At 43.1% G+C, this 22,388-nt stretch carries 21 protein-coding genes, 2 pseudogenes, 1 riboswitch and 2 other annotated features; of the genes and pseudogenes, 20 read left to right on the forward strand and 3 right to left on the reverse strand.

Translation table 11 applies throughout. From position 1 onward, the window contains the following. Positions 1–138: riboswitch (FMN riboswitch) on the forward strand. 108 nt (positions 139–246) lie between these two features. From ribD to E2R51_RS03745, 5 genes are all read left to right on the forward strand, one after another. Further along, on the forward strand, positions 247–1,341 hold the full coding sequence (gene ribD, locus E2R51_RS03725) for a bifunctional diaminohydroxyphosphoribosylaminopyrimidine deaminase/5-amino-6-(5-phosphoribosylamino)uracil reductase RibD (RefSeq protein ID WP_133375680.1): 1,095 nt from the start codon (positions 247–249) through the stop codon (positions 1,339–1,341). A 5-nt stretch (positions 1,342–1,346) separates the two neighbouring features. After that, positions 1,347–1,997, forward strand: coding sequence for a riboflavin synthase (ribE, locus tag E2R51_RS03730; RefSeq protein WP_133375681.1), 651 nt, complete (start codon positions 1,347–1,349; stop codon positions 1,995–1,997). Between the two features lie 13 nt (positions 1,998–2,010). Then, positions 2,011–3,204, forward strand: a complete 1,194-nt coding sequence (locus E2R51_RS03735) for a bifunctional 3,4-dihydroxy-2-butanone-4-phosphate synthase/GTP cyclohydrolase II (RefSeq protein WP_133375682.1) — start codon at positions 2,011–2,013, stop codon at positions 3,202–3,204. Between the two features lie 12 nt (positions 3,205–3,216). Beyond that, entirely contained in the window at positions 3,217–3,687 is a 471-nt protein-coding gene (gene ribH / locus E2R51_RS03740) for a 6,7-dimethyl-8-ribityllumazine synthase (protein WP_133375683.1), read from the forward strand. Between the two features lie 188 nt (positions 3,688–3,875). Next, the gene (locus E2R51_RS03745; RefSeq protein ID WP_133375684.1) at positions 3,876–5,168 is read left to right on the forward strand and encodes an NCS2 family permease; all 1,293 of its coding nucleotides are present in this window, start codon (positions 3,876–3,878) and stop codon (positions 5,166–5,168) included. 49 nt (positions 5,169–5,217) lie between these two features. On the opposite strand, the gene E2R51_RS03750 is transcribed toward E2R51_RS03745, so the two are convergent. Continuing rightward, positions 5,218–5,493 (reverse strand): hypothetical protein, encoded by a 276-nt coding sequence (locus E2R51_RS03750; RefSeq protein WP_133375685.1) that lies wholly within the window; start codon positions 5,491–5,493, stop codon positions 5,218–5,220. 105 nt (positions 5,494–5,598) lie between these two features. On the opposite strand from E2R51_RS03750, the gene dapF reads away from it, so the two are divergent. The 12 genes and pseudogenes from dapF (at position 5,599) to E2R51_RS03805 (ending at position 16,441) form a co-directional block, all read left to right on the forward strand. After that, positions 5,599–6,612 (forward strand): diaminopimelate epimerase, encoded by a 1,014-nt coding sequence (dapF, locus tag E2R51_RS03755; protein ID WP_240732949.1) that lies wholly within the window; start codon positions 5,599–5,601, stop codon positions 6,610–6,612. Positions 6,613–6,693: 81 nt separating this feature from the next. Further along, positions 6,694–6,937, forward strand: a binding site (T-box leader). A gap of 38 nt (positions 6,938–6,975) precedes the next feature. Beyond that, positions 6,976–7,186: a binding site (T-box leader), on the forward strand. Positions 7,187–7,246: 60 nt separating this feature from the next. Next, positions 7,247–8,650 carry an anthranilate synthase component I gene (trpE, locus tag E2R51_RS03760; RefSeq protein ID WP_133375686.1) on the forward strand — a complete coding sequence of 468 codons (1,404 nt, stop codon included), beginning with the start codon at positions 7,247–7,249 and terminating at the stop codon, positions 8,648–8,650. Further along, positions 8,647–9,216 (forward strand): anthranilate synthase component II, encoded by a 570-nt coding sequence (locus E2R51_RS03765; RefSeq protein ID WP_133375687.1) that lies wholly within the window; start codon positions 8,647–8,649, stop codon positions 9,214–9,216. Before trpE ends, E2R51_RS03765 begins: the two co-directional genes overlap by 4 nt. A gap of 38 nt (positions 9,217–9,254) precedes the next feature. Further along, positions 9,255–10,277, forward strand: a complete 1,023-nt coding sequence (gene trpD, locus E2R51_RS03770; protein ID WP_133375688.1) for an anthranilate phosphoribosyltransferase — start codon at positions 9,255–9,257, stop codon at positions 10,275–10,277. Next, positions 10,274–11,074: an indole-3-glycerol phosphate synthase TrpC gene (gene trpC / locus E2R51_RS03775; protein WP_133375689.1), complete on the forward strand. Its 801-nt coding sequence runs from the start codon at positions 10,274–10,276 to the stop codon at positions 11,072–11,074. Before trpD ends, trpC begins: the two co-directional genes overlap by 4 nt. Continuing rightward, complete coding sequence (locus tag E2R51_RS03780) at positions 11,071–11,670, forward strand: phosphoribosylanthranilate isomerase (protein WP_133375690.1); 600 nt, start codon at positions 11,071–11,073, stop codon at positions 11,668–11,670. Before trpC ends, E2R51_RS03780 begins: the two co-directional genes overlap by 4 nt. Positions 11,671–11,683: 13 nt before the next feature. Then, a complete protein-coding gene (gene trpB / locus E2R51_RS03785; RefSeq protein ID WP_133375691.1) occupies positions 11,684–12,889 on the forward strand; it encodes a tryptophan synthase subunit beta in 1,206 nt (401 codons plus the stop codon). Next, the gene (gene trpA / locus E2R51_RS03790; protein WP_133375692.1) at positions 12,882–13,676 is read left to right on the forward strand and encodes a tryptophan synthase subunit alpha; all 795 of its coding nucleotides are present in this window, start codon (positions 12,882–12,884) and stop codon (positions 13,674–13,676) included. Before trpB ends, trpA begins: the two co-directional genes overlap by 8 nt. A gap of 206 nt (positions 13,677–13,882) precedes the next feature. Continuing rightward, on the forward strand, positions 13,883–14,167 hold the full coding sequence (locus E2R51_RS03795; protein ID WP_165967130.1) for a 4a-hydroxytetrahydrobiopterin dehydratase: 285 nt from the start codon (positions 13,883–13,885) through the stop codon (positions 14,165–14,167). Positions 14,168–14,345: 178 nt separating this feature from the next. Then, positions 14,346–14,703: pseudogene (locus tag E2R51_RS20615) on the forward strand (response regulator transcription factor); the annotation flags it as partial. Positions 14,704–14,801: 98 nt separating this feature from the next. Beyond that, positions 14,802–15,029, forward strand: a pseudogene (locus E2R51_RS20620) (winged helix-turn-helix domain-containing protein); the annotation flags it as partial. After that, positions 15,026–16,441, forward strand: coding sequence for a HAMP domain-containing sensor histidine kinase (locus E2R51_RS03805; RefSeq protein WP_133375695.1), 1,416 nt, complete (start codon positions 15,026–15,028; stop codon positions 16,439–16,441). The pseudogene E2R51_RS20620 and the gene E2R51_RS03805, both read left to right, overlap by 4 nt. Here E2R51_RS03805 and E2R51_RS03810 read toward each other — a convergent pair. Then, positions 16,422–16,823: an Hsp20/alpha crystallin family protein gene (locus E2R51_RS03810; protein ID WP_133375696.1), complete on the reverse strand. Its 402-nt coding sequence runs from the start codon at positions 16,821–16,823 to the stop codon at positions 16,422–16,424. The genes E2R51_RS03805 and E2R51_RS03810 overlap by 20 nt on opposite strands. 323 nt (positions 16,824–17,146) lie before the next feature. On the opposite strand from E2R51_RS03810, the gene E2R51_RS03815 reads away from it, so the two are divergent. Together E2R51_RS03815 and odhB are read left to right on the forward strand one after the other, a co-directional pair. Then, positions 17,147–19,975 (forward strand): 2-oxoglutarate dehydrogenase E1 component, encoded by a 2,829-nt coding sequence (locus tag E2R51_RS03815; protein ID WP_133375697.1) that lies wholly within the window; start codon positions 17,147–17,149, stop codon positions 19,973–19,975. Positions 19,976–20,000: 25 nt separating this feature from the next. Beyond that, positions 20,001–21,269, forward strand: a complete 1,269-nt coding sequence (gene odhB / locus E2R51_RS03820; RefSeq protein WP_133375698.1) for a 2-oxoglutarate dehydrogenase complex dihydrolipoyllysine-residue succinyltransferase — start codon at positions 20,001–20,003, stop codon at positions 21,267–21,269. 96 nt (positions 21,270–21,365) lie between these two features. Here odhB and sda read toward each other — a convergent pair whose 3' ends face one another. Continuing rightward, complete coding sequence (gene sda / locus E2R51_RS03825) at positions 21,366–21,500, reverse strand: sporulation histidine kinase inhibitor Sda (RefSeq protein WP_133376319.1); 135 nt, start codon at positions 21,498–21,500, stop codon at positions 21,366–21,368. Positions 21,501–21,772: 272 nt separating this feature from the next. Here sda and E2R51_RS03830 point away from each other — a divergent pair, with 272 nt between their 5' ends. Then, positions 21,773–22,378, forward strand: coding sequence for a DedA family protein (locus E2R51_RS03830; protein ID WP_133375699.1), 606 nt, complete (start codon positions 21,773–21,775; stop codon positions 22,376–22,378). Positions 22,379–22,388: the final 10 nt, after the last annotated feature.

Here is a 22,388-nt window from a genome sequence, read left to right on the forward strand (position 1 = left end):
GTGTTCCTTCGGGGCAGGGTGTAAGTCCCTACCGGCGGTGATGGACCCTTTGTGTCCTTAGTCCGTGACCCGGCGATGCCGGTGGATTTGGTGAAACTCCAAAGCCGACAGTTAAAGTCTGGATGAGAGAAGGAAAATACGTGTTGAAAGAATGTTTTCAGACACGTTTATTTATCTATGCGTAAAAGCCCCCTCTTACTAAAAGCAGGGGGCTTTTGTTATTTTAACTAATCCGATGAGGATGATTTGATGGATGAAAAATGGATGAAGCTGGCCATTGAGCTGGCGAAAAGCACGATTGGGCAAACATCGCCAAACCCTTCAGTTGGATCAGTTGTCGTTAAAGACGGGCGTGCCATAGGGATGGGTGCTCACTTAAAAGCAGGTGAAGGTCATGCAGAGGTTCAGGCGCTCCAGCAGGCGGGCGAAGAGGCAAGAGGCGGAACGATTTATGTGACACTTGAACCCTGCTCCCATTTTGGAAAAACGCCCCCTTGTGCAGATCTGATCATTGAAAAAGGGCTTAAACGGGTCGTAATCGGCACTGTTGATCCCAATCCCCTTGTGGCAGGCAACGGAATTAAAAAGCTGAAAGAAGCGGGACTTGAAGTAACATCAGGAGTAATGGAAGATGAGGCTGTAGCGCTTAATGAATTTTTCTTTCATCATGTGAAAGAACATATTCCATTTGTCACGCTGAAAGCAGCGATGACGCTTGATGGAAAAATTGCCACAGTAAAAGGTGACAGCAAATGGATTACCTCTGAAAAAGCAAGGGAAGATGTTCATTATGACAGACATCAGCATGACGCCATTTTAGTCGGCTCAAACACAATTAAATCAGACAACCCTTCTCTCACTGCCCGTTTAGCAGGTGGAGGAATTTCACCGACCCGTATTATTTTGGATACTGCTTTATCAATTGACGAAAGTTCCACCGTATTGCAGGATTGCACGTCGCCTACCTGGGTCGTTTGCGGTAAGAATGCTTCAAAAGAACGGGAGGACCTGTTTTTGCAGCAGCCGCATGTGCGCATCATCAGAATGAAGCATGAAACCATTCAGCTAAAAGAGGTATTAAGGGTGCTGGGACAAGAAAAAATACTTTCTGTGTATGTGGAAGGCGGTGCGAAAATCCATGGTTCATTTTTGGATCAACGGCTTGCCAACCGCCTCATTGTTTACATTGCTCCTAAAATTGTAGGCAGCGGCAGCGCACTATCCGTTTTTAACGGAGAAGGAGTGTTCAGAATGAGCGACGCTGCGGAGCTTGAGATTGAATCTGTTCAATTGATTGGACCGGATATTAAGCTCTCGGCTGTTATGAAAGAAAGCAGGTGAAGGGATTGTTTACAGGAATTATTGAAGAGGTCGGAACCGTCAAATCGGTGTCCCGCGGAAAAGAATCGATGGTGCTGACCATTGAAGGACCCAAAGTTGTGAGCGATGCCCGCTTGGGAGACAGCATCTCCGTTAACGGCGTATGCTTGACCGTTACCGATTTTACTAAAAGTTTTTTTTCAGTAGATGTCATGCCGGAAACGGTAAAAGCTTCGACCCTGCATCAATTGAAGGCCGGATCACACGTTAACTTAGAACGCGCAATGTCTGCGCAGGGAAGATTCGGCGGCCATTTTGTTTCCGGTCACATTGATGGAACAGGTACAATCCGTTCAAGACAGCAAAAAGAAAATGCCATTTATATTTATATCGATATGGATCCTTCTTTAATGCCATACTTCATATTAAAAGGGTCAGTTGCGGTGGACGGCACATCATTAACGATATTTGATGTACAGGAATCAGCCATCATGATATCACTAATTCCGCAGACCGTTGATGAATCGGTTATCGGAAGTAAAAAGACCGGCGACCTCGTCAACATTGAATGTGATATGATCGCAAAATATATTCAGCGATTTGTCCAGCCCGCAAAAGCGCCATCAAAAAGTGGAGTAGATGAAGCGTTCTTACAAAAACACGGTTTTATGAATTAAGGAGGATTCCCGTATGTTCAACCGGATTGAAGAAGCAATAGAAGATTTGAAAGCAGGCAAAGCAGTCATTGTAGTGGATGATGAGGACCGTGAAAATGAAGGGGACTTTATTGCCCTATCTGAAGCTGTAACACCTGAAACCATTAATTTTATGATTACAGAAGGCAGAGGACTTGTCTGTGTTCCAATAACGGAAGAACGGGCTGATCAATTGCAGTTAAAGCCAATGACAGACACCAATACTGATTCTCACGGTACTGCTTTTACAGTAAGCGTGGATCACGTCCAGACGACGACCGGCATCAGTGCACCCGAAAGAGCCCTAACCGTTCGCGAACTGATTAACCCGGAAGCCAGGGCTGCTGACTTTAACCGTCCCGGCCATATCTTTCCCCTTGTTGCCAAAGCAGGCGGCGTGTTAAAGCGGGCAGGTCATACCGAGGCAGCTGTAGATCTTGCCATTTTATCCGGGGCGAAGCCGTCAGGCGTCATTTGTGAAATTATAAAAGAAGACGGTACCATGGCGCGCGTGCCTCAGCTGGTCGAAATGGCCCAAAAATTCGATCTGAAGCTGATTACCATTCAGGATCTTATTGCCTACCGCAGAAATAAAGAAAAACTGATTGTGCGGGAAGTTGATGTGGAAATGCCAACAGAATACGGAGAATTCAGAGCAGTCGCTTATACTGAAATTCTTACAGGGCAAGAGCATGTCGCGCTGGTAAAGGGAGATATTTCTTCTGTCAGCCCTGTGTTAGTGCGTGTACATTCAGAGTGTTTAACAGGTGATGTTTTCGGGTCAAACCGCTGTGATTGCGGTCCTCAGCTTCACGCAGCACTTTCTCAAATTGAAAGAGAAGGACACGGGATCCTGTTATATATGAGACAGGAAGGCCGCGGGATCGGGCTGATTAATAAGCTGAAAGCCTACAAGCTTCAGGAAGAAGGCCTTGATACCGTTGAAGCAAATCAAAAGTTAGGATTTGCTGCCGATCTGAGGGATTATGGAATCGGGGCACAGATTCTGAAGGATTTAGGCGTTACGAAGATGCGGATCTTAACTAATAATCCACGAAAAATTGCCGGTATAAACGGATATGGATTAGAGGTAACTGAACGGGTAGCCATTCAGATGCCAACGAAAGAACAAAATAAAAAATACATGGAAACAAAAAAATCTAAGCTTGGACACATGCTTAATCTGTAGGGGGATTTTAAAATGAAAAATGTATATGAAGGACATTTAGTCGGTACGGACCTGAAAGTAGGAATTGTTGTAGGGCGTTTCAATGAGTTTATTACAAGCAAGCTCTTAGGAGGTGCAGAGGATGCACTTCGCCGTCACGGGGTTAAAGAAGATGATGTATCTGTCGCATGGGTTCCCGGTGTGTTTGAAATTCCTGTCGTTGCACAGCGCATGGCGAAGTCGGGCAAGTACGATGCTGTTATCACACTCGGCACAGTCATTCGAGGAGCCACTCCGCATTTTGAATATGTAAGCGGTGAAGTGGCGAAGGGAGTCGCAAATATAGCTTTAAACGAAGGTCTTCCCGTTATCTTTGGCGTGCTGACAACCGATACAATCGAACAGGCAATTGAACGCGCCGGCACGAAAGCAGGAAACAAAGGCTGGGAAGCTGCGACTGCTGCTATTGAAATGGCAAGCCTCTTCAAAAACATGGAAATATAAAGATCAACCAGTGAGCCAGCTATTCCAGCTGGCTCCTATTTTTTTCGCGCTTTTTTAAGACCATAAATAAAAGACGAATTTTTTCTAATGACATTCTGCCACTGGAGAAGTATAATGAAGTCTTGTGGCTGGCCTCATTTAGAGGTTAAGCGGGTAGGGAGAGGGCGCTTGCAAAGGCAGGCAATTATATGAAAGCATTAGGAGGATTTTTTGGTTTAACCACTCATCAGACTTCTGTTAAACAGGAAGTGATGGCTGGGGTTGTCGGTTTTTTTACGATTGTCTATATTGTGGCAGTCAATGCATTAATTTTATCTGAGTCCGGAATGCCGTTTGAAGGGGCTGTCATCGCGACCATTGCAGCATGTGCACTTGGCTGCATACTCATGGCCTTTATCGGAAACGCCCCGATCATTTTGGTTCCGGGGATGGGCATTAATGCCATGTTTACGTACACGCTCGTACATTCAATGGGATTCACCTGGCAGGAAGCGCTGGGAATTGTAACCGTATCAGGAATATTGTTTATTATCGTCGCTTTTACGCGGCTGTCTGCAATCCTGAGCACAGCGATTCCTCAATCATTAAAGGACGCGATAACAGTGGGCCTCGGATTTTTTCTGCTGCTCATCGGACTTGAAAAAGGTTCACTGATCGTACAGGGAGAAAATTCACTTCTATCCATCGGCGACTTTGCTCATCCTGCGGCCGTGGCAACGCTTATCACATTTGTTGTGGCGATCGTCTTGTTTGTTAAAAACGTTCCGGGGCACTTTTTATGGACCATTTTATTCGGTACGGCACTTTCATTTGTTATGAATATTGAGCCGGCCAATGCAGGTCAGGGTGCAATTTCAAGTGAGTCGTTTATCTGGTTCCAGTTGTCATTCGCTCAATGGATGGAAATTCCCTTTTGGATCGGGATTTTTTCATTAACCATGGTTTTGGTGTTTGAAAATATCGGTCTTATCCATGGGCATGTGACGTTTCTTAAACGGCCGAACACCTATGGTCCCGCTTTAAAAGCTAATGCATTGTCAGCATTCAGTTCAGGTCTTCTCGGGACCAGTCCGACAGTTGCAACAGTTGAAACAACTGCCGCTATGGCGGCTGGCGGCAGGACCGGTTTAACCGCTTTAACAACGGGGATCCTGTTTTTGGTATCCGCTTTATTTATCCCGTATATGGGCTATATTCCCGATCACGCGATTTCACCAATTTTAATTATTATTGGCATCCTGATGATACAGCATATGAAGCATATGGATCTGGAGGATTTTACAGAATCCATTCCGGCAATCATGCTGATTGTGATGATTCCATTTACATTCAGCATTGCAGATGGAATTGCCATTGGCTTTATCCTGTATCCGTTTATGAAATTCATTATGGGCAGAGCGAAAGAAGTGTCGGTCACACTGACGATTATTGCCGGCTTATTTTTGCTCTATTTCATTCTTCATTTCATGCCATTCCTATAACAAAAAACCCAGATTCTTCTGCACTGCAGAAGGATCCTGGGTTTTTTATTTATGCCAGTTCATATAAAAACCTTCTTTGAGGCTTAATATACCGCTTGATTTCCATCCCAAGCTTTCGCCTCAGGTCATTTGGTGCAACTGATTTGGCGATATCAGCCGGTTTGGGGAATATTCCGACCGGATTAAGGTCTACACGTACAATTCCTTCAAAATATTCCTTTTTTTCATGATCCAGAATTCTGGTTTTTACGTATACTGTATAAGCGTCTGTTTCTGTAGCCACTACCTGATGAATATCAAAGTAAAATCGAAAATCTTCAAACATTGTGCCACCTCGGATCTTTTATGTTGGTAAATTAATTATATCAATCTTGCGAAAAAAATGAGAATATGGCAACCTTAAATCACTAGAATGGATGGTGAGGGAAAAATGATGAATGTACCTTTAATTAAATGTCATGGATCAAGCAATGATTTTATTATTTTGGATGAAAAGCATCTGAATACTCGTATAGATGATAAAAAGCGTGCATTAATTGCAGAATTACTATGCAATCGCACATTATCAATTGGAGCAGATGGCATACTTTACATATCAGAAAGTGCTTCTGCTCATGCAAAAATGAGAGTGTTTAATTCAGATGGATCTGAAGCATCGATGTGCGGGAATGGCTTGAGATGTGCCGCCAGATATATTTCTGAAAGAGATCAGCTGGCTAAATTTGATGTGGAAACGATGAAGGCTATTTTAACAGTTGAAAAAGTGGAGTCCATTTATGAGGATATTCCAACTTACGCTGTTGAAATCTCGCCGATTCTCTTTAATCTCGACGCTCTGCCGTTAAACCTTCCGCAGGAAAAGCTGCTGAACCAGACCATGCAAGAGTGGCATCCGGATCTTGAATTCTCCGCGCTTGCTGTACCCAATCCGCATCTGATCACAAATGTCACTTCAGATGTGTTAAACAGTCCTTTGCAGCAGAACCTTGCTGAACAGTTTAATGCGAAAAATGACTGGTTTACAGATGGCGTTAATGTAAGTTTTGTTGTTCCATTGGGACGGAATGAAATTTTTGTCCGCACATTTGAACGGGGAGTCGGATTTACTAATGCATGCGGGACAGCCATGTCTTCTTCAAGCCTTATCCGGGTGTTATTAGGAGAAAGCGAAGCAGACATACCAATCGATGTATACAATGACGGGGGCAGAGTGAAGTGTGTCATCCATAAAAATGGAGACCGATTTGACCATATTGATTTAATCGGCAACGCTACCTTCACTGATTATTACGAATTAGTGGGAAAAGATGACGACCTGTCAACACTTAAAGTTAGCCTCGTAAAAACAACTGATGAGGAATCCATTTATCAGCGAATGGCACAGGCAGCAAAAGAACATATTATTTCTTTAGAGCCAAATCTGCTTTCTCCATCACAATGTTAGTTTTAAAAAATTCCAATCAGTTGGCTGAATATGGTTGACATCTTATTGGGATCGTACTAATATAATAAACAATCAAAATATTTTAACGCGATGACGAAGAGAAGTAGTCTGGTTGGCTTTTTTAAGAGAGCCGGTGGGTGGTGCAAACCGGTAAAAGTGACCTTATGAATGGACTTCTGAGCATCTTGCTGAAACTATAGGGTGTAGGCAAAGACGGTTCACAACCGATAATAGTGGCAGGAGAGCAGTTTTATTTCTCCCTGCAATGAGTGGGTTTCATAATGAAATCAACAAAGGTGGTATCACGGGTCTGCCCGTCCTTTAACAGAGGATGGGTGGGCCCTTTTGTATAACTTTTTATAAAAATAATCTATGATTGGGAAAAGTAAAGTCTGAAACGCTGATACAGAGAGCCTGCGGCAGGTGAAAGCAGGAGAGCGTCCAGCTTGAATGGGCCCATGAGAGTTGCTTTGAATAACAGTAGAAGCAGACGGTTTATCCACGTTACAGGATTTCAGAGTGAGAGCTGAAGGCTCTAACGCGAGGTGGTACCGCGGGTTTTCCCGTCCTCCGTGCAGATTTATTCTGCACGGAGTTTTTTTATTTTCTAAACAAGTTGGAAGAGGTGTCAATAGTGAGCAGAGTAGAGCAGAGTGAAGCAAGAACAGCAGTAATAAATGGTGATTCCCTGACACCAATAACCATCTTTCAAAGTATTAAGGGTGAAAAAAAGTGTTTGCTGGAAAGTTCATTAAAGCATGAAGAAACAGGCAGATATTCTTTTATCGCTGCCAACCCTTATGCGGAGTTGATTGGTAAAGGAAATAACACAGCTATATTAGACCACAGGACAGGTGAAAAGCGGCAGGAAACAGGAAAGCCCCTGGAGCATCTTCAGTCGCTGTTGGATGAGCAGAGAATTATCCCGCCCAAACACCATCCATTTGCCGGCGGCGCTATTGGCTATATCGGATATGATGCAATTAGATTGTATGAAGACATCGGGCAGATTCCGAAGGATGAAATTGACATGCCTGATATTCATTTAATGCTGTATGACACTACCATCATGTATGACCATAAAAGACATGAAGTTACGATATCAGTCCTAAATCCCAAAAACACTTTTACGGAAGCTGAAATAGATGAAAAAATTTCAAGCATCAAATCGCAGCTCACCAGCTACGAAAATGTGCAGTCAGGTTTGGACCAGCTTTCTGTCTTACATTACACATCTAACATTGCCCGCAGTCAGTACTTGGAGGCGGTTGAAAAAGCAAAAACTCATATTCAAAAAGGAGACATCTTTCAAATTGTTTTGTCCCAGCGCTTAAGCGCGCCATTTACCGGTTCACCTTTTTCCTTTTATCGAAAACTGCGGCAGGATAATCCTTCTCCATATATGTTCTTTATCCAGTTTGACGATTATACGGTTTTAGGTGCTTCTCCTGAGAGTTTGATAAAGGTAAACGGTTCTGAAGTCACAACAAATCCGATCGCAGGAACCAGGAAAAGAGGCATATCAAAAGAAGAAGACCTGCTTTTGGAACAAGAGCTGCTGCAGGATGAAAAAGAATTAGCAGAGCACCGGATGCTTGTTGATCTTGGACGGAATGATTTAGGAAAAGTATGTGAGATTGGTACTGTTGAATTAACAAAGTATATGTTAATTGAAAGGTACCAGCACGTTATGCATATAGTATCCGAGGTAAAAGGGATATTAGCCGGTCAAATGTCCGGCCTGGAGGCACTCGTGTCAACGCTTCCGGCAGGTACAGTGTCCGGGGCACCGAAAATTCGGGCCATGCAGCTGATAAACGAGCTTGAACCGCATAAAAGAGGCGTATACTCCGGCGCAGTCGGTTATGTAGGCTTTGACGGCAACCTGGATTTTGCCCTGGCAATCCGCACGATGGTCATTAAAGATCAAATTGCCCATGTGCAGGCTGGAGCAGGTGTTGTATACGATTCGGTTCCGGAGCTGGAGTATCAGGAAACGTTAAATAAAGCCAAGTCATTGCTGGAGGTGACATCATGATTCTGCTAATTGATAATTATGATTCATTTACCTATAACCTCTATCAATACCTTGGCGAAGTCGATCATGTGGAAGTCGTGCGAAATGATAAAATAACCATTAAGGAAATTGAAGACATGAACCCTTCACTGATTGTCATTTCACCAGGTCCGGGACACCCGGCTGATGCAGGGATATGCGTTGATTTAATTCAGAAGATTGGAACAAAAATCCCGATTCTCGGTGTTTGCCTCGGTCATCAGGCAATCGGTTATGCATTTGGTGCAGCAATAGACATTGCCCGTAATGTCATGCACGGGAAAGTATCCACAATCAATCATTTTGCACCGGCGCTGTTTGGACCTTTAGATTCCATTGAAGTGATGAGATACCACTCACTGGTGATCAACCGTTCAACTTTACCTGAAATCTTAGAGGAAATTGCCACGTCAGCAGATGATCATGAAATAATGGCAGTCAAGCATAGGGAACAGCCGATACTTGGGCTGCAGTTCCACCCGGAATCAGTGGGAACGGGCAGAGGAAAAGAATTAGTTAAAGAGGCAGTTTTGTTTTTAGCAAAGTAGGCAGCATAGACGAGAATAGGCAGGAGAGTGGAGAACAGATGAGAGAATTTATTCAAAAAGCAGAGCAGGGTTGCAGTTTAACAGAAACAGAAATGATGCAGGCAAGTGAAGCTATGTTTAATGAACGGACCGATAATGAAGACATCAAACAATTCCTGTTGGCATTGAAGCAAAAAGGGGAAACCGTCGATGAAATTGTGGGTCTAGTGAAAGTCGTTCGCAGGCACGCTTTGCAGATTGACGCTACAACTCAAAATATTATGGATAACTGCGGAACAGGGGGCGATGGATCTCAAAGTTTCAACATAAGCACGTGTGCGGCCTTTGTTATTGCCGGAGCGGAAGTTCCCATCGCTAAGCACGGCAACAGAAGTATTTCCAGTAAAACAGGCAGCGCCGATGTGCTGGAACATCTGGGCGTCAGACTTGATTTTTCAGCAGCTGAGGTCAGGGATCTATTAACGCATAATAAAATTGCTTTTTTATTCGCCCCGCATGTTCATCCGGGAATAAAAAAGGTTATGAAAGCCCGGAAAGAATTAGGAGTGCCGACCATTTTTAATTTAATCGGCCCACTGACAAACCCAATCGAACTGGATACGCAGCTGGTTGGAATTTATCGAAGAGATATGCTTGAAACGATGGCTGAGGCCCTTAATCGATTAGGGCGAAAAAGAGGTGTTGTGATCAGCGGGGCAGGACATATGGATGAAGCCTCGCTTGAAGGCATCAACCACCTTTCCATCGTTCAGGATGGAAAAGTCAGCACCCTTCAGCTGAGTCCGGAAGAAGTTGGGCTGCTGTCGGTTCCAAATGAAAAAATCAAGGGTGGAGATTCAATGCAAAATGCTGAAATACTTCGGTCTATTTTAGAAGGCAAGCACTCAGCATACCGAGACACCGTCCTGTTAAATGCAGGCATTGCCCTATATGCACACGGCACCGCCGACACCATTGAAAAAGGAATTGAATTGGCAAGAAAAAGCATTGATTCAAAAGCAGCATTAAGATGCTTGGAAGAATTAATTCGTTTCAGTAATCAAAAGGAGCTTGCCCAATGACTAAAACCATCCTGGATACGATATTAGAACAAAAAGCCATTGAAGTTGAACAAATAAATGCAGACCCAGCGTTATTGTTAAAGCGCGTGGCTGCCATTCCACATAAGCAAACGTTACAAGAGTTGCTTGAAAAGCGCGATAAGCTGGGGGTAATAGCTGAGATCAAACGGGCGTCCCCGTCCAAAGGGCTGATTAATGGCGACATTGATCCTGTAAAGCAGGCATTGCTATATGAGGCAAATGGGGCATCAGCCATCTCTGTCCTGACGGATGAACAATTTTTTAAAGGCACGATGGAGGATTTATCAAATGTTGCAGAAGCGGTCTCGATCCCTGTCCTGTGCAAGGACTTTATCATTGATGAAGTTCAGTTAAAACGGGCCAAAAATGCAGGTGCATCCATCGTGTTATTAATCGCTGCTGCACTGGATCAGCCAACGCTTCAAAAATTGTACCTTCAAGCTGTCGAGTTGGGCCTGGAGGTTCTAGTTGAAGTTCACAATGAAGAAGAATTACAAAGAGCGCTCGAAACAGGCGCAGCACTGATTGGTGTGAATAACCGGAATTTAAAAACCTTTGAAGTGGATTTGACGATCAGTAAAGATCTTGCCGCAAAAATGCCGCTAAACGAAATTCACTTCATTAGCGAAAGCGGTATATTGACCCAAAAAGAAGCAAAAATCGCAGCAAATTCCGGTGCGAAAGGAGTGCTGGTCGGTGAGGTATTGATGAGGTCAGAAAGTGCGGGCGCACTCCTTCGCTCCCTTCAGGTCCCATTGGAAGGTGATGACATATGAAAGTGAAAATCTGCGGCCTGCAGGAGCCGGAACATGTTCTGGCTGCGGTCGATGCAGGTGCTGACTACATCGGATTTGTTTTCGCACCAAGTAAAAGAAGAGTTTCACCCAGACAGGCAGCGGCACTGGCATCCTTGATTCCGCCTCGTGTCAAAAGGGTTGGGGTGTTTGTTAACCCGACTCAGGATGAATTGGATGAAGCAATCCTCGTAGCTGGACTGGATATAATTCAGCTGCACGGGGAAGAATCAAACGAATTTTGCGCAAAACAGGTGAAGCCGGTAATAAAGGCGTTTAGCATTATATCCAAAAATGATGTTATGAACCTTGGAAACTACGACGTTCTTTATCACCTTGTGGATGCACCTGGAACCGGCTACCGCGGCGGCAGCGGACATTCATTTGACTGGTCGCTCATACCGCAAGGTAACAAACCCAGTCATTTATTTCTGGCAGGCGGATTATCTTCTGAAAATATAAAAAAAGCAATCAATGAAGTTAAACCGTACGGGGTGGATGTATCAAGCGGTGTTGAAACGAATGGAGTAAAGGATATACAAAAAATTAAAACATTTATTCATTTAGCGAAAGCGTGAGGAGTGGAACAGCATGACAACTTATATACAGCCGGACCAAAACGGGCAATTCGGCCAATTCGGGGGAAGATTCGTACCAGAAACACTGATGCAGGCTGTCCTTGAACTTCAGGAAGCATATGAGGAAGCACAGCGTGATCCTGCTTTTCATGATCTTCTTGAACATTACTTAAAAGATTACATCGGCAGGGAAAATCCATTATACTTTGCTGAAAATCTGACACAAAAATTAGGCGGCGCAAAAATCTATTTAAAAAGAGAAGACCTGAACCATACTGGTGCCCATAAAATTAATAATACGATCGGGCAGGCGCTGCTGGCTGTCAGGATGGGTAAGAAAAAAATTGTGGCAGAAACCGGAGCAGGTCAGCATGGTGTAGCTACTGCAACTGTTTGTGCACTATTAAACCTGGATTGTGTCATTTTTATGGGAGAAGAAGACATTCGTCGTCAGCAGTTAAATGTGTTTCGGATGGAGCTTTTAGGCGCTAAAGTAATCAGCGTAACGCACGGAAGCGGTACTTTAAAAGACGCTGTTAATGAGGCGATGCGTTACTGGGTCTCCAATGTGGAAGATACTCATTATATTATCGGATCTGTTTTAGGGCCGCATCCGTTTCCACAAATGGTAAGGGACTTCCAAAGCGTGATCGGAAAAGAAACAAAACAGCAGATTCTTGAAAAAGAGCAGCGTTTACCCGATACAATCATCGCCTGTATTGGCGGCGGAAGTAATGCAATGGGAATGTTTTATCCCTTTATAGACGATGAAGAGGTTAAGCTGATCGGCGTGGAAGCGGCAGGTTCAGGTATTCAAACCGGCAAGCATGCTGCGACACTTACTGCTGGTGAAGTGGGGATTTTACACGGTTCTTTAATGTATCTTCTTCAAAATGAAGACGGTCAGATCCAGGAAGCTCATTCCATTTCTGCCGGACTTGATTATCCCGGGGTCGGACCGGAGCACAGCTTCCTTCATGAAACGAAGCGTGTGCAGTATACCTCCGTTACAGACAGCGAAGCACTGGGGGCATTGGAGCTCCTTTGCCGGACAGAGGGCATTATTCCGGCACTGGAGACCGCCCATGCGATTCATCACGCAGCTGAAGTGGCGAAAGAATCACCAAAAGATCACATCATTGTTATCTGTCTTTCCGGCCGGGGCGACAAGGATGTTATGACCGTAAAAAGTGCATTGGAGGAACGGGATAATGGGTAAAAAACAAATTCAAGATGCGATTGAAAAAGTTGTCAGCAATGGCCAAAAAGCGTTTATACCCTACATTATGGCAGGAGATCCGGGGCTGGAGAATTTAAAAGATCAGCTCCTCTTCCTTCAGGAAGCTGGTGCGACAGCCGTTGAGCTTGGTATTCCTTTTTCCGACCCTGTTGCGGACGGGCCCACGATTCAAGAAGCTGGAAAACGCGCGTTAGAAAGCGGCACAACGCTTAAAAAAGTGCTGGAAACATTGAAATTATGCCGGGGGGACATTCATATCCCCGTTGTATTAATGACCTATATTAATCCCGTGTTCAAATATGGTCTGCAGCGATTTTTTAAGGACAGCGAAGAAGCGGGGGTAGACGGCTTAATCATTCCTGATGTGCCGCTTGAGCAGAGACCGCTGATTGAAGCCAATATGAATCAGACAGATCTTGCATTAATTCAACTTGTCACGTTAACCAGTCCCATCGAGCGCATTGAGCGTCTGGCAAAAGCATCGGAAGGCTTTTTATACGCTGTTACGGTGACAGGCATTACCGGCGCAAGATCTGCTGTCAGTGAGAAACTGGAAAGCTTTTTATATACATTAAAAAAACACAGCAGCGTACCTGTACTGGCCGGGTTCGGCATTTCCACTCCTGAACAGGTTAAGGAAGTTGCTTCATTAGGGGATGGTGTAATTGTCGGCAGCAGAATCGTTGACCTGCTGCATCAGGGCAAACGGGAGGATATACGCCAGCTGATCCAGGCTGCCGCCAATACTGAAGTGAATGTTGATTAATTCCAAAATGAATTGCCTGTCAGACTGATTGAATTGCTTGTCATTTGAAATGCGCAAGTTAGAAATGCAAGCGTCTGTTTAATTATCCGAGCTGACTTCCCTGCTGAAGTCAGTTTTTTTTATATTGGTTTGGCTGCCTGCAATTGGAGGAACGTATTAATAATGAGTTAATTCAAAATTCAGATCAACAAAAAGGAGAGAGAATGATGAAGTTGTCCAATGAACAAATAGAGGAACGATTATCAACTTTAATAAATTGGGAAATAAATGAGAAGGGGGAAATTGAAAAGGAATTTATATTTGATTCCTATTTAAGCGGAATAGACTTTTCAGGTAAAGTAGGAAATGAAGCTGAAAACAAAGCTCATCATCCTGAGATCACTATTCAGTTTAAAAAAGTAATTATTCGATCGAAAACGCATGATTCAGATGGTTTAACAGAAAAGGACTTTTCACTGGCGCATGCGGTAGAACGGCTATATGATTATTAATTGATCAGCTTAGTTTAACCCCGTTGTTGTTATTTGTACGGCATTGATTGGCACTGAAGGTGTTAGTCCGCTGCGGGAGAGGTGAGAACTTTATGGTTCAGAGCACCTTCGCCGGAGATCAATTGCCAGGTCAAAATGCAAATTATTAGAAAGTGTCTGTAACAAAGGAGATTCGAGGATGAAAAAAAAAGTGCTGGTGGTTGAGGATGAAAAAAATCTGGCCAGATTTATTGAACTTGAATTAGCCCACGAAGGCTATGATGTAAAAATTGCATTGGATGGCAGGGAAGGTCTGACGATTGCTCTTGAGGAAGACTTTGATATTATCCTTCTTGATTTAATGCTGCCGTCATTAAATGGAATGGAAGTGTGCAGGAGAATCAGGCAGGCAAAGCAAACACCAGTCATCATGATCACCGCGAAGGATGGAGTTATGGACCGGGTATCCGGACTCGACAGCGGGGCAGATGATTATATTGTTAAACCCTTTGCCATTGAAGAACTGCTCGCCAGAATGAGGGCTTTAACAAGGAGAAGTTCTGATCGGCACGGTGAGAAATCCCAGTCTGTATATGTTCACAAGGAACTGGCAATTAATACCGAATCCTATAAAGTTCAAAGAGGGGACATGGATATTTCTTTAACAAAAAGAGAGTTTGATCTTCTTCTCATGCTGATTGAGAACAAAGATATTGTGCTGACCAGAGACAGAATACTAGAGCGAGTGTGGGGATTTGATACAGAGGTTGAAACAAATGTTGTCGACGTTTATATCCGCCATTTGCGGCATAAAATTGATCCTCCTGATGGACCGGGCTATATAGAAACCATCCGGGGAACCGGGTATGTGATTCGCTCATGACAAAATTAAAAAAATTTTGGAACCATTTATCTTTAAGATGGAAATGGACCATTGCCGGTGCGGCATCTATTTTTCTCGCATTTTCTTTATTCAGCCTGATATTGATTGTAGCCATGAGCCAGTGGATGATACAGGAGGAGGAATCGTCAGTTGATGCCGTTTTAAATGATCTCGCTGATTTTTATCAAAGCAGGGGACCGAGAGTAACGATTGATGATGTATATGAAAGCCGTGATCTGCTGGAACAGATTTATGAAAAAGGACAGACGATCCGCCTGTATAATCAGGACGGATTTGAAATGTTCACGATTCAAAATGAACAGACGCCTTTATCGGTTCCATTTTCTCCGATCAGCCAAAAGGAAATAACGGCAGGCAAGTCAAAAAACCAGGACGTGCTGGTTGGCAGATCACCCATTCGCTCCCAGCAGTTTAATGGCTATGTAGAAGTAATTCATCCTCTGACTATGTATAAATCCATGCAAAACTACATGATTCTTCTTTCTCTTATTTTAGGGGTAGGGGCATTGCTGTTTAGCGGTGTCATCGCCTACTTGATGGCTGGAAGATTCGTTTCACCTGTTGTGGCTTTAGGACTGGCTATGCGTAAAACTCAAAAGGAGGGTTTTCAGCAGCAGCTGGATATTCCAGTCGTACAGGATGAGGTTGGAGGGCTTGTTGAAATTTTTAATGAAATGATGGATGAATTAGAATCAACATTTATGAAGCAGCGTCAATTTGTAGAAGATGCGTCTCATGAACTGAGAACACCGATTCAGATCATTGAAGGCCATTTGTCCCTGATTAACCGATGGGGAAAAGAAGATCCCGCTGTTCTGGAAGAATCACTTGGAATTTCAATACAGGAACTGGATCGAATAAAAAGACTGGTTAATGAATTATTGATCTTATCAAAAACGGACCGGGAAGTTGCAGTTTCTCCTGATGCAACTGCAGTACCAAATAAGATTATTCAGACTGTAACCGCCAATATAAAAAACATCCATCCGGACAGAACACTGGCAGTGTCACTGGAAGATGAGGACGAAGTGATCTCCATTGATCCCCATCATCTTGAACAGCTGTTAATCATTTTGCTTGAAAATGCCATTAAATATTCTTCAGAAGATAAGCCGATTGAGATAAAAACCACAAAAAGCGGGCATTTCTTTGAGATTTCGGTTCAGGATAAAGGATCAGGAATTCCAAGCGAACATATCCCCTATATTTTTGACCGCTTTTACCGGGTTGATAAAGCAAGAAGCCGTGATCAGGGAGGAAATGGACTGGGGCTATCCATTGCAAAAAGGCTCCTTACACTGTATAACGCAGACATTGCTGTGGAAAGCAAGCTGAATATGGGCACCAAAATGACCATGCGCTTTCCGGTTATTAATCAATCGGATCAATAGGCAGCTCTTTTTCAAACTGTATTTTGCTCTTGGGAATCGTGATTTCAAGTACACCATCTTTTGCTTCTGCACAAGCCCCTTTTTTTGAGATTGGAGAAGGAAGAGCAATTTTTATTTCAGCTTTATCCGGGATGCGGATTATTAAATGCGATAACGTATGGTGCACTTTTACATCATGCAGCGGGCACTCGGCTATTTCCACATGAATAAATAAATAGTGAAATGATTCAAACAGGGTATAAGGTAAAGAGGATGAATCAGTGTTGGATGATCCATTGGGGGGAAGCTGATTTTCAAAAGACTGCTTCATATAATCCTGCAGCCAATTTTGCCACTCATTTGGCGAGTTTGCTTTTGGAAATAACGACTGCCAGAAATCCATCTAATTCACCCCCTTACATAGTGGTATATGATCGTTTGGGCATAATTATGAACAGACCAGCTGTCGGGATTCCAAGACTCTTGTCAACAGGATGGGATAATTCCAGATTGAAATTATGTCTTTTTAAAAAATGAATAAAGATTCATAAAGGAGGTTCCTATTTAAAAATTTGAAAAAATAGCGCGAAAGGCTTTATCTCATTCCTTTACAGTGATAAAATGGCTCTGTAAGCGTTTTAGCTCAATTTAATTACTATTTTTATATAGCGTTTTTATACATAAATATTTTGTATAAAAATGTCCAACATGTTGGAGGTTTTCAAGATGAGAAAACAGGCGGAACAACAAGATTTGTCCACTATCAATTTTTCAGGTCCGAACCTGGGATACATGATCGAAATGTACGATTTGTATCTGGAGGATCCAGCTCAGGTAGATGAGGAACTTCAGGCGTATTTTAAAGAACATGGCTCTCCAGGATCCGTAAAAGGAAAAAGCGCAGACGCTTCAAAGGAAGTAACGATTGAAGGAACCGATTACAGCAAGGTGATAGCCGCTGTTCAACTGGCAGAAAGCATACGTACATACGGCCATTTAGCAGCAGATATAAATCCTTTAAAAGATCGTGAAAAAGACACCCATCGAATTGAACTTGATTCGTATAATCTCTCTAAAGAAGACCTTAGGAAGATTCCTGAAAGTGTAATTATTGAAAATTCACCGCAGGAAGTAACAGACGGATATGAAGCGATTCAATATTTAAAAAAGATGTACACCAAATCAATTGCGATTGAATACGCGCATGTCCATAACCAGGAAGAAAAAAAATGGCTCAAGAATTACATTGAAACCGGAATTCTTGATGAAACCGTTACTACTGAAAAGAAAAAAGCATTGCTTAATCGATTAATCCAAGTAGAAGGATTTGAAAACTTTGTCCACAAAACGTTTGTAGGGCAGAAGCGTTTTTCTATTGAAGGTTTGGATGCGATGGTTCCTCTATTGGATGAAATCATTCAAACAGCAGTTGAAAAAGGTGCTGAGTCAATTAATATCGGCATGGCTCATAGAGGCCGTCTTAATGTCCTGGCTCATGTCATCGAAAAGCCTTACGAAATGATCTTCGCCGAGTTTCAGCATTCTCCAAGCAAAGACCTGATTCCTTCAGAGGGTTCCATAGGGATTACATATGGCTGGACTGGAGACGTAAAGTATCACCTTGGGGCTGATCGAAATGTGAAAAAAGAGGATTCAGTCACTACCCGGATTACTTTAGCCAACAATCCAAGCCATCTTGAAGTAGTTAGTCCAATTGTTGCCGGCTATACGCGGGCGGCTCAGGAAAACCGCAAAAAGGCAGGCTATCCTGAACTTTCCACTAAATCCTCGTTAGCAATCATGATACACGGGGATGCAGCGTTTCCGGGTCAGGGAATTGTAGCGGAAACATTAAATATGAGCCAGTTAAGAGGCTATCATACAGGGGGATCCATTCATGTTATAGCTAATAATATGATTGGTTTTACGACAGAATCATTTGATTCACGGTCAACTCAATATGCATCCGATACAGCAAAAGGCTTTGAAGTTCCGATTATTCATGTGAATGCAGATGACCCTGAAGCCTGCCTGGCAGCTGCGATTATGGCAACAGAATACCGTTCTAAGTTCGGCAAGGATTTTGTTATTGATTTAATCGGCTACCGCCGTTTCGGTCACAATGAAATGGATGAGCCGATGGTGACAAACCCAAAAATGTATACCATCATTACAAAGCATGACAATGTGCGGGCATTGTATGAAAAACAGCTTGTAAAAGAAGAGGTACTATCGACGGAAGAAGCAAATTCCATGAGAGAATCAAATCAGGAGTTGCTACAAAAAGCGTACGATTCTGTTCCAAAATCAGAGAAAGATCCAGATACGATCATGGATCCTCCTAAAAAGGTGATATCACCTTTGAATGATATTACTACTTCAGTAGAACTGAATCGTCTAATGAAAATGAATGAAGATTTACTTACATGGCCAAAAGAGTTTAATGTGTTTAAGAAGCTAGAAAAAATCCTGAAACGGCGTCTTGAACCATTTACAAAAGAAGGCAAGATTGACTGGGCACATGCTGAAACACTGGCATTTGGCGCCATCCTTCAAGACGGTGTGCCAATCCGGTTGAGCGGACAGGATTCTCAGCGGGGAACTTTTGCTCATCGTCATCTGGTTCTCCATGATGAACAGTCTGGGGAAGAAATCACTACACTGCATCATGTTGACGGAGCAAAGGCATCATTTGTGGTGTATAACTCTCCATTAACAGAGGCAGCAGTTGTCGGCTATGAGTACGGCTATAATGTGACGTCTCCTGAAACACTTGTGCTTTGGGAAGCGCAATACGGAGACTTTGCAAATATGGCTCAAGTCATGTTCGATCAGTTTGTTTCTTCAAGCCGTGCGAAGTGGGGGCAAATATCCGGACTTGTTATGCTGCTTCCACATGGTTACGAAGGACAGGGACCTGAGCATTCCTCGGGGAGAATGGAGCGTTTCTTAACGCTGGCAGCCGAGAACAACTGGACAGTTGCAAATTTAACGAGTTCAGCACAGTATTTTCATATTCTGCGCAGACAGGCGGCCATCCTGAAACGTGAAGAAGTAAGACCTCTTGTCATCATGACGCCTAAGAGTCTTCTTCGTCACCCAATCGTATCAAGAGGAATTAATGAATTTACTGAAGGATCATTTAAACCATTAATTGAGCATGAAGAATATGGCCAGCAGAAGGATAAAGTGGAACGCCTCGTTTTCTCAACAGGGAAAGTCGGTGTTGATCTGCTGGAACGGGCAGCGAAAGAAGAAAATAATGACTGGCTGCATTTGATTCGTATAGAAGAAATCTATCCGTTCCCAATGGATGCAGTGCAGGAAATTATTGAGCGCTATCCGAACCTGAAGGAAATTAAATGGGTTCAGGAAGAACCGAAAAATATGGGTGCATGGACGTTTGTGGAACCGCGTCTTCAAAAGCTGGCTCCAGAAGATGTTGCAGTAGAATATATTGGACGCCGCAGAAGAAGCAGTCCAGCTGAGGGCGACCCGACTGTGCACAAAAAAGAACAGACCAGAATTCTAAACGACTCAATTACAAAGCAATAATGATCCAATAGAGGAGGACGTCGCAGTGGCAGAGATTAAAGTACCGGAATTAGCAGAATCAATTACAGAAGGAACAATTGCACAATGGCTGAAACAACCGGGTGAACAGGTTGAAAAAGGCGAATATATCGTTGAGCTTGAAACGGATAAAGTAAACGTTGAGGTGATTTCTGAAGAAGCGGGAGTCATTAAAGAACTAAAAGCAGACGAAGGCGATACAGTAGAGGTTGGCCAGGTCATCGCGATCGTTCAGGCTGGTGAAGGCGAAGAGCCTTCTTCAGATTCTGCAGAGCCAAAACAAGAAGAAAAGCCGGCGGATACAGACACTGCCGTAAAAACAAAATCAGACACTCCCGACAATTCGGGTGAAGAAGCAGAAGAAGTGAAAAAGGGCAGAACCATTGCTTCACCTTCTGCAAGAAAGCTGGCAAGAGAAAAAGGCATTGATCTTTCAGAGGTGTCTCCAGTCGATCCTATGGGCCGCATACGCAAGCAGGATGTAGAATCTCATAGTTCTAAACCAGCAGCACCTCAAAAACAGGAATCAAAGCCGGCTGCAGCGAAACAGTCAGCACCTAAAAAAGAGGACACTAAACCGGTTGTTCGTGAAAAGATGTCAAGACGCCGTCAGACTATTGCTAATCGACTGGTAGAAGTACAACAGACTGCAGCGATGCTGACAACGTTTAACGAAATTGACATGACACATGTGATGGATCTTCGCAAACGCAAAAAAGACAAGTTCTTTGAAACAAATGATGTGCGCTTAGGCTTTATGTCATTCTTTACTAAAGCGGTTGTAGCAGCACTGAAAAAATATCCGTACGTAAATGCTGAAATTGATGGCGATGAAGTCGTTCTAAAAAAATATTATGATGTAGGTGTAGCAGTATCGACTGACGACGGATTGGTTGTACCGATTGTTCGTAACTGCGACCGTAAAAACTTCGCTGAAATTGAAGGAGAAATTGTTGAACTGGCTAAAAAAGCTAAAAACAAAAAACTTCAATTAAGCGACTTGCAAGGCGGGTCATTTACGATCACAAACGGCGGAGTTTTTGGATCACTCCTTTCAACACCTATTTTAAATGGACCTCAGGTCGGAATTTTGGGCATGCATACGATTCAGCTTCGCCCTGTAGCGATCGATGCTGAGCGTATGGAAAATCGCCCGATGATGTATATCGCGTTATCCTATGACCACAGAATTATTGATGGCAAAGAAGCAGTAAGCTTCCTCGCTATGGTGAAAAAACTGCTTGAAAATCCGGAAGACCTGCTTCTTGAAGGATGATAAACACACAAAAAAAGCCTGGCTTAAAAGCCGGCTTTTTTTGTGTGTAAAATAAAAAACATCCAGCCCTTAAAGGATTGGATGCTATGTAAAACGTTATCTTTTGCTTCTGCGGGCATGAATGCCTCTTTTTTTAATTTCTTTGCGTAAAATGTTTTGAGTGTCCTGTTCCCCATGCTTTTCTGCATCTCTGTATGCGGCCATAAGCTGTTCATTACTTAAAATTTTCATCATATCGACCTCCTTTAAGTAATAATGGAATATTCTTATTATTCCATTAACAGAATTATATCTTTAAACTTATCAGGATACAACCAATAACCTCTAATGTTATGAAACTGTATTATTTGCGACATACCATAAAAAAATATGCTGTCACTTCAATTTTAATGAAATAAAATAATAAAAAAACTCCAGGTTATGCGTAGGCGTTTTCTTCCGATATAATAGGTGATAAGACAAATGATGAAAAACAAATCATCGGCAGTAAGAGAGGAATTCAAATGGAGTTTACCCTTTTTAATGAACTGTCAGAACAATTCGGTTACCTGAGCATGTTCCTTTTCAGCTGGCTTTTATTTTTTGGGCTTCCTTTGCCCAATGAACTGGCAGCAGCTTTTTCAGGAATGATGTCGACAGACCCATCCTATAATACGGTCATCGCTTTTACATCAACCTATTTAGGGTTAATATCCAGCGCCTCAGCGGCTTATGGCATCGGGCGGTTACTGGGACCGAAAATTGAACATCTGATTAAAAAATCAAAGCTGCATACGAAATGGGATCGGGGGATTTCTTTTATTAACCGGTTTGGCGGTTGGGCTATTGCGCTTAGCTTCTTTGTCCCGGGAGTAAGATGGGTAATGCCTTATATCGCTGGGGTTACGAAACAGCGTTTTTGGCAATTTTGTTTGTTTGCCTACCCTGCAGCTTTTATTTGGGCAATGATTTATTTTCAAATCGGCCGTGCTTTTCCTTTGATTTATCCCGATATTATTGAAAACCTAAAATATATCGTCCCTGCCTCTGCTGTTTTGCTAGGCACTGTATTATTTTTTTCACAGGCACGTAAACGCACAATAAAACAAAAAGAAAACGGATCCTTGTGAAATCAAAGGA

Source organism: Jeotgalibacillus sp. S-D1 (assembly GCF_004358665.1).
In the GTDB taxonomy this organism is placed as follows: domain Bacteria; phylum Bacillota; class Bacilli; order Bacillales; family Jeotgalibacillaceae; genus Jeotgalibacillus.